General features: G+C 59.2%; 10 protein-coding genes and 2 pseudogenes. 2 read left to right on the top strand and 10 right to left on the bottom strand.

Annotated elements, in window-relative coordinates; genetic code table 11:
• Nucleotides 1–44: 44 nt before the first annotated feature.
• Complete coding sequence (gene serB, locus I6L37_RS07725; RefSeq protein ID WP_216993683.1) at nucleotides 45–1,052, bottom strand: phosphoserine phosphatase SerB; 1,008 nt, start codon at nucleotides 1,050–1,052, stop codon at nucleotides 45–47.
• Nucleotides 1,053–1,170: 118 nt separating this feature from the next.
• On the opposite strand from serB, the gene I6L37_RS07720 reads away from it, so the two are divergent.
• Entirely contained in the window at nucleotides 1,171–1,791 is a 621-nt protein-coding gene (locus I6L37_RS07720) for an AhpA/YtjB family protein (RefSeq protein ID WP_042025835.1), read from the top strand.
• 55 nt (nucleotides 1,792–1,846) lie between these two features.
• Nucleotides 1,847–4,093 carry a PAS domain S-box protein gene (locus I6L37_RS07715; protein WP_216993682.1) on the top strand — a complete coding sequence of 749 codons (2,247 nt, stop codon included), beginning with the start codon at nucleotides 1,847–1,849 and terminating at the stop codon, nucleotides 4,091–4,093.
• Nucleotides 4,094–4,153: 60 nt separating this feature from the next.
• Here the strand turns inward: I6L37_RS07715 and deoD are convergent, their stop codons facing one another.
• The 9 genes and pseudogenes from deoD to I6L37_RS07670 form a co-directional block, all read right to left on the bottom strand.
• Complete coding sequence (gene deoD / locus I6L37_RS07710; RefSeq protein WP_216993681.1) at nucleotides 4,154–4,870, bottom strand: purine-nucleoside phosphorylase; 717 nt, start codon at nucleotides 4,868–4,870, stop codon at nucleotides 4,154–4,156.
• Nucleotides 4,871–4,948: 78 nt separating this feature from the next.
• The gene (locus tag I6L37_RS07705) at nucleotides 4,949–6,157 is read right to left on the bottom strand and encodes a phosphopentomutase (RefSeq protein WP_042071093.1); all 1,209 of its coding nucleotides are present in this window, start codon (nucleotides 6,155–6,157) and stop codon (nucleotides 4,949–4,951) included.
• 14 nt (nucleotides 6,158–6,171) lie between these two features.
• Nucleotides 6,172–7,503 carry a thymidine phosphorylase gene (gene deoA / locus I6L37_RS07700; protein ID WP_026458151.1) on the bottom strand — a complete coding sequence of 444 codons (1,332 nt, stop codon included), beginning with the start codon at nucleotides 7,501–7,503 and terminating at the stop codon, nucleotides 6,172–6,174.
• Nucleotides 7,504–7,609: 106 nt separating this feature from the next.
• Nucleotides 7,610–8,383, bottom strand: coding sequence for a deoxyribose-phosphate aldolase (gene deoC, locus I6L37_RS07695; RefSeq protein ID WP_042025838.1), 774 nt, complete (start codon nucleotides 8,381–8,383; stop codon nucleotides 7,610–7,612).
• Nucleotides 8,384–8,773: 390 nt separating this feature from the next.
• Nucleotides 8,774–8,869 (bottom strand): annotated as a pseudogene (locus I6L37_RS07690) (XapX domain-containing protein); the annotation flags it as partial.
• Nucleotides 8,870–8,907: 38 nt separating this feature from the next.
• Nucleotides 8,908–9,995 (bottom strand): IS3-like element ISKpn10 family transposase gene (locus tag I6L37_RS07685; protein WP_099368947.1). Its coding sequence is split into 2 segments (ribosomal slippage): nucleotides 8,908–9,743 and nucleotides 9,743–9,995, totalling 1,089 coding nucleotides; the frame shifts between segments, so codons are not numbered across the junction.
• 58 nt (nucleotides 9,996–10,053) lie between these two features.
• Nucleotides 10,054–10,146: pseudogene (locus I6L37_RS07680) on the bottom strand (XapX domain-containing protein); the annotation flags it as partial.
• A 124-nt stretch (nucleotides 10,147–10,270) separates the two neighbouring features.
• Complete coding sequence (locus tag I6L37_RS07675) at nucleotides 10,271–11,545, bottom strand: NupC/NupG family nucleoside CNT transporter (protein ID WP_061476227.1); 1,275 nt, start codon at nucleotides 11,543–11,545, stop codon at nucleotides 10,271–10,273.
• A gap of 216 nt (nucleotides 11,546–11,761) precedes the next feature.
• Nucleotides 11,762–12,541, bottom strand: a complete 780-nt coding sequence (locus I6L37_RS07670; protein ID WP_216993679.1) for a TatD family hydrolase — start codon at nucleotides 12,539–12,541, stop codon at nucleotides 11,762–11,764.
• Between the last annotated feature and the right edge of the window lie 22 nt (nucleotides 12,542–12,563).

Genomic DNA, 12,563 nt, shown 5'->3' with positions numbered 1-12,563 from the left:
CATGACGTAGGGAGCGGTGTACCACCGCCCTGACATAAGGGATATCAGCGACTCCAGCGACGATCGCGACAGGCCAGTGCGCCCAGCAGACAGATCACCCCTTCCAGATCGTGATGATTGAGGGTCGCGGCAGCCTCGGCCCGCACCAACGGCTTGGCGTGAATGGCAATACCCAGCCCGGCAACCCCCATCATCTTGAGATCGTTGGCGCCATCGCCGATAGCCACGGTTTGGGATGCGGGCACACCAAACTCCTGCGCCAGCTGCTGCAACACCTCCGCCTTGACGCCGGCATCCACAATACGACCGCTGACCTGGCCGGTCAGCCGTTCCCCTTCCACAGCCAGCTCGTTGGCGAAGATGGCATCCAGCCCCAACGCCCGTTGCAGCTCGCCGGCAAAACGGGTGAACCCGCCCGAGGCGATCGCCACCTTCCAGCCAGCCCTCTTCAGGGTATCCACCATCAGTTGCAGTCCCGGCATCCAGGGCATCTCGGCGGCCACCTCGTCGAGAATGGCGACGGGAGCACCGGCCAGCAGGGCGACCCGGTTGCGCAGGCTGTCGGCAAACTCCAGCTTGCCCTGCATGGCGGCTGCCGTCACGGCGGCTACCTGTTCCCCGACACCGGCCAGCCGGGCTATCTCGTCAATGCATTCGATGCGAATGGCGGTAGAGTCCATGTCCATCACCAGCAAGCCGGGTTCGCTCAGGGTCGGCAATGCTGGCAGATGACAGAGATCGATGTCCCACTCTTCCTGTTTGAACTGTCTCACCAGTTCCTGGCTGAAACGTGCCGTGCCAAGCAGCATGAGCGGCACACCCGCCACTTCGGTCGGCGGATAGAGGCTGGCCTCCATCCCATTAGCCGCTAGCAAGGTTGCTACCCTGGCCAGATGAGCGGGGCCCAGTCCCTTACCAAACAGCACCAGCCAGGCGGCCGACAAGGGCGCGCTCGCAGGCTGCAAGGTCTCGCCTTCCAGCTGCCAGCAGGAAGAGTGAGACAACAGCGCAGGCCAATCGGACAACAATGGGGGGAGCTGGGACAACAACATAGAGGGACGCCTTCCTTGGTGATCTGGGGGTTAATAGTGCCGGCCCAGAGTAGCGTATTGCTTTTTGTACAGGCAAGCGCCAAGATCCCGCCACTCCTAGTCATCATGAGGCCTCGGCTTGCAGCGTCATCTTCCCATCAAACGTGTTCTCAGTCTGGGCGCCGGTATTTTGCTCGGATGCTGGGTGCTGGGCGTGCTCATCCATATGCAGGGCGAAAGCCAGGCTGCCCTGCACAGCGAAGCACGCAACCGTGCCCAGGCACTGGTGGCCTATGCGGCTCGCGACATGAAACGCTGGCTCAAGGAAGATAAAACCGGCGAACTGGAGCGGCTGGCCCGGGATCTGGCGGCCGAGCCGGAGATCCTCGATGTCACTCTGTACGATGCCCGCGGCATTCCTCTCGCCCAGTCGGAACAGGCCATGCCACTGGAGAGCCTGCTGCCCATCGGCAGTGACAACAAGTCGGTGCCGGAACAGGGCAAGGGACGCACCCAATACGTGCAGGAGATCCTGGATGGTGATCAAACCCTCGGCTACCTGCGCATCACCCTGGAAGAGCAGCAGTTGCTGGCGGACAAGGACACCCGACTCAAGGTAACGCAGGAGAAACAGCGGCTGATGCTGTTGGTGGCCCTGCTGGCAGGCCTGCTCCTCTCCTATGGAGTGCGTCGCAACTATATGCGGGTTCGCAAGCACAAGAAGAAGAGCAAACCGGTCGATCCGCCGCAAGGTGAGTAGACCCTATTGGTAACCTTGTATATAACCATGGCAATACCAACAGCAGGAGCGCTGCATGATTGCCCCCCCTCTGCCACTGGATGAGAAGAGTCGACTGGAGCGACTGCGCATCCTTGGCCTGCTCGACCGGGAACCCATCGATCAACTGGATCGCTTGACCCGCCTCATCACCCGACACTTCTCGCTGCCGATTGCCATGGTCTCCCTGACCGATGTGGATCGGCAGTGGTTCCTCTCCAAAAGCGGAGTGGAGATGTGCGAGATCAGCCGGGAACACTCCTTCTGCGGCCACGCCATCCTGCGTCCCGACATCATGCAGGTGCCCGATGCCAGGCGTGACCCGCGCTTCGCCGACAATCCGCTGGTGACAGAAGCGCCTCACGTGGTCTTCTATGCCGGCCGTCCGCTGCGGGCCCTCGACGGCGTGGTGCTCGGCACCCTCTGCCTGGTCGATCAGCACCCCCGCCAACTCGACCAGGCCCAATGTCAGGATCTGGACGACTTCGGCCGCCTGGTGGAGAACACCCTGCACGATCTGGAGCGACGCCATCAGGTACGCAGTCTGAACCAGATACTGGAAGACAAGGAACACCTCTTCACTCTCACCTTCAACCAGTCATCGGTCGGCATGGCCCTCTCCTCCCTTGAGGGACAGTGGTTGCGGGCCAACCCGGGGCTGGAGAGACTGCTTGGCTACAGCGAACAAGCGATGCTCGGGCTCACCTGGCATGACATGACTCATCCCGAAGATCTGGTCCGGGAGCTCCCCCTGTTTGAAGCGCTGATCGCGGGGCGGCGCCAGGACTATCGGCTGGAGAAGCGGATGATCCGCGCCGATGGCTCCCTGTGCTGGGTACAACTCAGCGTCGCCCTGTGCGAGAGCCGTACCGTGGCCCCCCATATGATCGCCGTGTTCGCCGATCTCAGCGAACGCAAGCAGGCCGAAGCCGAGCTGCTCACCCTGCAGCAAGGGCTGGAGCAGCAGGTGCGCGAACGTACTCACGAACTGTCGGAAACAGTGGTGCAGTTGCATCGGGAAATGAACGAACGCAGTGCCGTACAGCAAAGCCTGTGGCGAGAGCAGCGGCGCCTGCAGCATATGCTGGAGCACACCAGCAATGCCTTTCTCGAACTCGACGAGACACTCACCATCACCGGCTGGAACCCTGCCTCCACCACCCTGCTTGGCTGGCAAGCCGAAGAGATGCTGGGCCAGCCCCTGGCTCGCCTGCTTGAAGAGAATCATCCCCTGTTCACCCAGCTGCCGCTTTCCGGCGATCAGCCGCGGCGTCTGGAGTGCGACATCCATACCCGAGATGGGCGGCGTCTCCCGGTCGAGGTGATTGCCGAGCGTTACCGCTTCGATGACAAGGTTCGCCTGGCCCTTTTTCTACACGACATCACGGCCCGTCGCCGGGTGCAGGCCGAAATCGAGCGTGGCCGGGCCCGGCTGCGCGCCATCACCGACGGCCTGCCTGTCACCATCAGCATGGTGGCACCGAACGGTCGCTATCTGTTCGCCAATCAGGCTTACTGTCGCTACTTCGGGCTGGCCTCCGAGCAGCTGTTTGGCACGAGCCTGCGAGACAGCATGGGTGAAACCAGCTACCAGCGTGCCCAAGCCTATCTCGAGCGCGCCCAGGCCGGCGAGCAACTCAGCTTCGAGTCCCGCTTTACGCTGCCCATCGGAGAGCGAGATCTGCGCATCACCATGATCCCGAGTCGCAGCGATGAACAGGGCGTCTATATCCTCGGCACCGACATCACCGAGTACAAGGCATTGCAGGCTCAGCTTGAGCACGAGGCGGCCCACGATCCCCTCACCGGGCTGCCGAACCGGCGTGCCTTCACCCTGCGCCTGGCCCGCGAACTGGAGCGAGTACATTACAGTGCGGAGTCGCTCGGTCTGCTGTTTCTCGACCTGGACGGTTTCAAGCAGATCAATGATCGGCTGGGCCATCACGTCGGCGATGCCCTGCTGCAGCGCTTCGCCAGCGTGCTGACATCGGAAGTCCGCCCCGGCGACATGGTGGCTCGTCTTGCCGGCGACGAGTTCACCGTCGTACTGCCCGCCCTGCACCATCCCGAACAGGAGCTGCCCGCCCTGTGCGATCGCTTGCTGGCCGCCATGGCCGTGCCCGCCGATGTCGCGGGCCATCAGCTCTCCCTTGCCGGCAGCATAGGCGGGGCACTCTGCCGCTCGGGTCGGCACTCCCGGATCGATGATCTGCTGAATCGAGCCGATGCCGCCATGTACCGGGCCAAACAGGCCGGCAAGGGACGCTTCGTACTCGACCTCTAATCCCTGCTTCAGAAATGCAAAAAGGCGGCCCGAAGGCCGCCTTTTTCATACGCGAGGGAATTACTTGTCGCCCAGCAGGACAGAATCCAGCGCGATTTCGATCATGTCGTTGAAGGTCAGCTGACGTTCTTCGGAAGTGGTCTGCTCACCGGTACGGATATGGTCGGAGACGGTGCAGATGGTCAGTGCCTTGGCGCCATACTCTGCTGCCACGCCGTAGATACCGGCGGCTTCCATCTCGACACCCAGGATGCCGTATTTTTCCATGACGTCGAACATGGAGGGGTCCGGGGTGTAGAACAGGTCGGCGGAGAAGATGTTGCCTACGCGCACGGCCACGCCCTTGTTCTTGGCGGCCTGTACGGCATTGGCAACCAGATCGAAGTCGGCGATGGCGGCGAAGTCGTGATCCTTGAAGCGCAGACGGTTCACCTTGGAGTCGGTGCAGGCACCCATGCCGATCACCACGTCACGCAGTTTCACGTCTTCACGCACGGCACCGCAGGAACCGACGCGGATCAGGGTCTTCACGCCGTAATCGGTGATCAGCTCTTTTGCATAGATGGAGCAGGACGGGATGCCCATGCCGTGGCCCATGATGGAGATGCGACGACCTTTGTAGGTACCGGTGAAACCGAACATGTTGCGCACGTCGCAGATCTGCTCGACGTTCTCCAGGAAAGTCTCGGCGATGTACTTGGCACGCAGGGGGTCGCCCGGCATCAGTACGGTATCTGCAAACGCACCATCTTTCGCATTGATATGAGGAGTTGCCATTCTCTTGATTCCTTCACACTGGGTTGAGTTTTATTGTCTTTATTGGTTTGCCCGCCGCCGAGGCGGCGGGCGGGTAACTTACAGGAAGCTGGTACCGTATGCCAGCTTGGGCAGACCATGGTAGGCCGCGATGCTCTGGCCGATGTCGGCGAAAGTGTCGCGACGGCCGACGCTGCCAGCCTTGACCGGCTTGCCGTAGAACAGCACCGGAATGTATTCACGGGTGTGGTCGGTGCCGCTCCAGGTCGGGTCGCAACCGTGGTCGGCGGTCAGCACCACCACGTCACCATCCTGCATCAGCTCGAACAGCTCCGGCAGACGGGAGTCGAAATACTCCAGTGCATCGGCGTAACCCTTCACGTCACGGCGGTGACCATAGGAGGAGTCGAAGTCGACGAAGTTGGTGAAGACGATGGTGTTGTCACCGGCGGCCTTCACCTCTTCCAGGGTGCGATCCCACAGCTCGGTCAGGCCGGTGCCTTTCACTTGCTTGGTGATGCCCTGCTGGGCATAGATGTCGGCGATCTTGCCGATGGAAACCACCTGGCCACCCGCTTCTTTCATGTAGTCCAGCACAGTCGGCGCCGGCGGCAGTACCGAGTAGTCGTGACGGTTGCCGGTACGCTTGAAGTCACCCTTGCCACTGCCCACGAACGGACGGGCGATGACACGGCCGATATTGTAGGGCTCCAGCAGCTCGCGCACGATGTGGCACAGCTCATAGAGCTTCTCGAGGCCGTAGGTCTCTTCGTGGCAGGCAATCTGGAACACGGAGTCGGCAGAGGTGTAGAGGATCGGCTTGCCGGTGCGCATGTGCTCTTCGCCCAGGTCGTCCAGCACCTGGGTGCCGGAGGCGTGGCAGTTGCCCAGATACCCGGGCAGACCGGCCTTCTCGACAATGGCGTCCAGCAGCTCCTGCGGGAAGCTGTTCTGGTGATCCTTGAAGTAGCCCCACTCGAACAGCACGGGCACACCGGCGATCTCCCAGTGACCGGACGGGGTGTCCTTGCCGGAGGAGAGCTCCTGGGCGAAACCGTAGGCACCGACCACCTCGATGTCCTTGTTCAGACCCGCCGGGAAGGTGCCGGAAGCGAGTTCACCTGCGTGGCCCAGACCCAGCTTGTTGAGGTTCGGCAGGTTGAGCGGGCCACGACCCTCAATCTCGCCGGAGGCACAGGCTTTGGCGATATGGCCAAGGGTGTTGGCGCCCACATCTCCGAACTTGTCGGCATCGGCGGCAGCGCCAATACCGAAAGAGTCCATCATCAGAATAAAGGTACGTTTCATGGGACTTCCCCTTGTTACAAATCAGCCAGACCGATGCGACGGTAGACCTCGGGCAGCGCCTCTGGTCGGGTGTCACCGATCTTGACGGCTGCCTGCACCATGCCGGCAGCCTGAGCGAATTGCTCTTCAGTTTGAGCGTGGATCAGGGCGAGCGGCTTGTCTGCATCGACGCTCTGACCCAGGCGAATAAAGTCGGTCAGACCGACCGCGTAATCGAGTTTGTCACCGGCTGCGCGGCGACCGCCGCCCATGGCGACCACGGCCAGACCCAGTTCGCGGGTATCCATGGCGGTGACGAAACCGGCGTTGGCCGCGTAAACCGGGCGCACGATGGCAGCCTTGGGCAGGTAAGCGTCATAACGTTCCATAAAATCGGACGGGCCACCCAGACCGGTCACCATGCGGCCGAAGATCTCGGCCGCCTTGCCGTTGTCCAGCACTGCCTGCAGCTTGGCGCGGGCATCGACATCATTGCTGGCAAGCCCGGCGGAGATCAACATCTCGGTACACAGGGCCATGGTTACTTCATGGATCCGCGGATTGCGGTATTCACCGGTCAGGTAGCGCACCGCTTCGCGTACTTCCACCGCATTGCCGGCGCTGGAAGCCAAGACCTGGTTCATGTCGGTCAGGAGCGCAGAGGTACGGCAACCGGCCCCATTGGCCACGGCGACTATGCTTTTCGCCAGCTCTTCGGACGCCTCAAAAGTCGGCATGAAGGCGCCGGAGCCTACCTTGACGTCCATCACCAGCGCTTCCAGCCCGGAGGCCAGCTTCTTGGAGAGGATGGAGCCGGTGATCATGGCGATGGATTCGACGGTGGCGGTGATGTCGCGCACCGCATAGATACGCTTGTCGGCAGGGGCCAGATCGCCGGTCTGGCCGATGATGGCCACCCCCGCCTCTTTCACCACCTTCAGGAAACGGTCGTTGTCGACCGAGGTCTGGTAGCCCGGGATGGCATCCAGCTTGTCCAGGGTACCGCCGGTGTGGCCCAGACCACGGCCGGAAATCATAGGTACGAAACCGCCGCAGGCGGCGACCATGGGCCCAAGCATCAGGGAGACGACATCACCCACACCACCGGTGGAGTGCTTGTCGACGATGGGGCCGCCCAAGTTCAGATGATCCCAGGTCAGCACCATGCCAGAGTCGCGCATGGCGCAGGTCAGGGCAACCCGCTCATCCATGGTCATATCCTGAAAATAGACTGCCATCGCCAGTGCCGCGATCTGGCCCTCGCCGATGGTATTGTTGGTAATGCCTTGAACGAAAAATTGAATCTCTTGGGTACTGAGCGCTTCACCGTTGCGCTTCTTGCGAATAATTTCTTGAGGCAAAAACATCTTTCATTCCCTCCGCCATGACTGGCGTTACAAAAGCCGGACGCCCTGCCACAAGCCATGTAGCCGGGCATAACAGGGCGAGCCGGGCTCGCCCTCTCGGGTCAACTTAGTAACCGCTGGTGTTGGCCGGCTTTTCGCCGTGACCCAGGGTCGCCAGCAGGCTGGCCAGCAGGCTGGAGGCACCGAAGCGGAAGGTACGGGCGGATACCCAGTCCTTGCCCAGGATCTCTTCGGCCATGGCGAGGTACTGGCCGGCAACGGCGGCGTCTTTTACGCCACCGGCAGGCTTGAAGCCCACTTTCGGGTTCTTTGCCTTGATCACTTCCATCATGATGCGCGCCGCTTCCGGGGTCGCATTGACCGGCACCTTGCCGGTGGAGGTCTTGATGAAGTCGGCACCGGCATCGATACAGATCTCGGAAGCGCGACGGATCAACGCCTCTTCCTTCAACTCGCCGGTCTCGATGATCACTTTCAGCAGCACATCGGCGCCACAGGCTTCCTTACAGGCTTTGACCAGATCGAAACCAATCTGTTCATTGCCCGCCATGAAGGCGCGGTACGGGAACACCACGTCCACTTCGTCGGCACCGTAAGCGACGGCGGCGCGGGTTTCGGCCACGGCGATCTCGATATCGTCGTTGCCATGAGGGAAGTTGGTCACGGTCGCAATGCGCACGTCGGCAGCACCGATGTCACGCAGGGTCTTGCGAGCGATGGGAATGAAACGGGGATAGATACAGACGGCGGCGGTCAGACCGGCCGGAGACTTGGCCTTGTGACACAGGTCGATCACTTTCTGATCTGTGTCATCGTCGTTCAGGGTAGTCAGGTCCATCAGGTTCAGGGCACGCTGGGCGGCCAGTTTCAGATCAGTCATTCTGTTCTCCAAAGTCTCTAAGTAGTCCGGATCCCGGGGCAAAGGCCCGCTTGTTGCAACGCAACCGGCAAGACACGACTCCCAAGGATACGGGAATGGAATTACAGCGCGTATGCAGAGGCATAGCTGGCTGCAAATAAGGCAAGAGCCCTGTCACTTTCTTACAAAAGTGCGGACTTGGTTCCATGAAGACTTGAGAAAGGCCGACAACATCTGACCCGACTTCCCAATCAATTCCATTTGACCGCCAACACCCGATTTCATTGGGTATTAGTCAATGCCAGCACCCTGCTGGCAATGCCTATTTCAGCCGAGATACCCCGTGTTTGCAAGCCGGATTTGCCATTTTCAGAGATATCTCACATCTGGCAAACCCGGGTAGAAAACGCCTTACGAGAAGAAACGAGTGAGGATCCAGGAGTAGGCCAAGCCACCCAGATAGACCCCCACGATCCCCATCACCCCGGACAAGACCGGCGGCGCAGGGTAATCCCCCCATTTTTAGGGGCATTCAAAAGTAGAGGTCATGCGGCCTGTGCCAGACGCTGTTTCGGCGTGTAGCCACCCAGCGCCATATTGGGCCGCTCATGGTTATAAACCCACAGCCAGTTCGTGGCAAACTCCTGTAGTTCATTCAGTGACTCAAACAGGTAATGGCCCAGCCAGTCGTAGCGCACCGTGCGGTTAAACCGTTCGATGTAGGCATTCTGCTGCGGATTTCCTGGCTGGATATAGCCCAGGGTTATCCCCTCCTGTTTCGCCCATCGCTTGAGCTCTTCGCTGATGTATTCCGGGCCATTGTCACATCGGATAATGGCGGGCTTACCTCGCCACGTGATCACCTGCTCCAGCGCCCGTTTGACTCGTGAGGCGGGTAAGGAGAAATCCACCTCGATGCACAGCGCTTCACGATTGAAGTCATCGATCACATTAAACAGCCGCACCGAGCGGCCATCGCTGAGCTGGTCATGCATAAAGTCCATCGACCAGCACTGATTAGGCTGGTCGGGAACCGCCAACGGCTCTGGCTTAGCCCGAACCAACCGTTTCCTGGGTTTTATCCGCAGATTGAGCTCCAGCGCCCGATAGATCCGGTATACCCGTTTGTGATTCCAGCCAAAGCCTTGGACGTTGCGCAGGTACAAAAAGCATAACCCGAAGCCCCAGTTGCGCTGGCTGGCCGTGATACGTAGCAGCCAATCGGCAATTTCCTGGTTTTCATCGACCAGCACGGGCTGATAGCGATAGCAGCTTTCACTGACCTTGAAGATCCGGCAAGCCAGACGGATGGATATGGCGTAGTGAGTCACGGCTTTGGTCGCCATCTCCCGGCGGGCAGATGGCGTTACCACTTTTTTGCCATGGCCTCGGTGATGATCTCTGCCTTGAGGCGCTCCTCGGCGTACATCTTCTTGAGGCGGCGGTTTTCGTCCTCCAGCTCCTTGAGTCGAGCCATGAGGGAGGCATCCATCCCCCCGAATTTGGAACGCCACTTGTAGAAGGTGGTCGTGCTGATGCCATGCTCGCGGCAGAGCTCCGGGACGGGAGCTCCAGCCTCAGCTTGTTTGAGGATGGCGATGATCTGGGTATCGCTAAAGCGTGATGTTTTCATGTAGAACCTCCTGCGTTCAAGGTACGGGAAAATTCTACTTATGAGCACCCTGGTTTTTCGGGGGGATTACCGCAGGAATGGGCAATTTGAGGAAAGAAAACAACAAGCCAACGATAAAGCCGGCCACCATCGCCAGTAGCACTTCATTCATAAAACCTCCGATTTGACTCATTTTATTATTAGTTTAGATAGGAAAACGGTTGTCACCGCCCCATACACAAACGCCACGGCAGATGCCGTGGCGTTTGTGTTTATACCTGTCTGGTCAGGCGATATTACATGCCGGACAGCGCCAGGAAGAAGCCTGCAATAGTGGCAGACATCAGGTTGGACAGAGAGCCGGCCAGTACGGCTTTCAGACCAAATCGTGCAATGGTGCCGCGGCGGTTCGGTGCCATGGACCCCAGACCACCCAGCAGGATGGCAACAGAGGAGAGGTTGGCAAAGCCGCACAGAGCGAAGGAGATGATGGCCTTGGTGTGATCGGACATGACGGCGCCATTGATCAGCAGCTCATCTTTCAGGTACGGAGCGAAGTTCAGGTACGCCACGAATTCGTTCACCACCAGCTTCTGGCCGATGAAGGAGCCGGCAACCACGGCTTCGTTCCAGGGCACACCGATCAGGAAGGCCAGCGGGGAGAAGATCCAGCCCAGAATAAGCTCCAGAGAGAGCTCAGGCATGCCAAACCAGCCACCCACACCGGAGAAGATACCGTTTATCATGGCGATCAAACCGATGAACGCCAGCAGCATGGCACCTACGTTCAGGGCCAGTTGCATACCGGCAGAGGCACCGGCAGCGGCAGCGTCGATCACGTTGGCCGGCTTGTCATCCAGCTCGGCATCGGCGGCGCTTTCATCGTAGTTCGGGGTCTCGGTCTCGGGCACCAGCAGTTTGGCGAACAGCAGACCACCCGGAGCAGCCATGAAGGATGCTGCAATCAGGTACTCCATCTTGACGCCCATGGAGGCGTAACCGGCCAGTACGGAACCGGCTACGGAAGCCAGACCACCACACATGACGGCAAACAGCTCGGAGTCGGTCATCTTGGAGATGTAAGGACGAACTACCAGCGGGGCTTCAGTCTGGCCCACGAAGATGTTGGCAGTAGCAGAGAGAGATTCAGTGCGGGAGGTACCCAGCACTTTCTGCAGGCCACCGCCCAGCAGCTTGATCACCACCTGCATGATGCCCAGATAATAGAGCACTGCGATCAGGGAAGAGAAGAAGATGATGACCGGCAGAACACGGAAAGCAAACACGAAGCCACCGCCACCAAATACTTCAAACATCTTGTTGCTGACCAGACCACCGAACAGGAAGTCGATGCCGTTCTGGCCATAGCTGATCACACTGGATACGGCGTCGGATACGCCCACCAGAATATCGCGACCTACCGGTACATAGAGCACGAAAGCACCCAGACCGGCTTGAATTGCGAACGCACCCAGTACGGTACGTACGTTAATTGCCTTGCGATTGCTGGAGAACAGCACCGCGATAAGGACGAGCGTTGCCATCCCCACCAGACCCATGATTAAGCTCATTATTATCTTCCTCTAGTAGCACCTATCTTGTTAGCAACTTGTAACCTCAAGCCGCTAATCAAGGGGAGCGCATTATACTAATTAAAGGCCTTTAAAATAGAATCCTGGTCACATTTTATCAGTGTCAAAATGATCGATTGTCACAAAAGTAGACAGCAAACGATTTTTACGCTCATTTTTTTTTCTGCTGCCCAAAAGCCTTGTTGCATATATGTTTCAGCATTGACGCTCAGGATGGAAAAGTTCAAGGGTAGATTCATGCAACACCCTTGCAACATCCACCATGCCTTCCTCTCTTATTGAAGCCAGAGTAGTCACTATTTTTACTAATGACGCCGGGGTATTGCGCTGCCCCTGGTCCCCTTGCAACGGCATGTCGGGCGCATCGGTTTCCAGCAACAGAGATGAAAGCGGCATATCACGAAATGCCTCACGGGTCTTGTTGGCCCGCTCATAACTGATCACCCCACCGACCCCCAAGCGAAATCCCATCTGCCAGAAAGTGTCGGCTTGCTGCCGGGAGCCGCTGAATGCATGAATCACCCCACCCCTGGCTGGTTTGAAACGGCGCAATAGTTTGGCAACCGTGTCATTGGCCCGTACCGAATGCACGATTAATGGCAGCTCATATTCACAAGCCAACCTGATTTGCGCCTCAAATAGATCCAGCTGCCCCTTCTGGGGAACATGGGAACGCAGATCCAGCCCGCACTCGCCTATCGCCACCAACCCGGCCGGGCGGCGAGCCACCAGCATCCGCAGCCGTTCCATCACCCCTTCCTGCTGTGCGTCGGCATACCAGGGGTGAATGCCCAAGCCATAGAAAATATCGGCATGCTGGCCTGCCAAAGCCATTACCCGCTCCCAGTTATCCTCAGCGATGGCAGGGATGATATACTCCCGGATCCCAAGCTGCCGGCAATGAGCCAGTAACACCTCCCTGTCCTTGTCGAAGACGGGAAAGTCGAGATGGCAATGACTGTCAATCAGCTGCATATCACTACACCTATTTGTTTGC

Source organism: Aeromonas sp. FDAARGOS 1407, assembly GCF_019048725.1.
Taxonomy (GTDB): domain Bacteria; phylum Pseudomonadota; class Gammaproteobacteria; order Enterobacterales; family Aeromonadaceae; genus Aeromonas; species Aeromonas enteropelogenes.
This window is presented reverse-complemented; position numbering and strand designations above follow the sequence as displayed.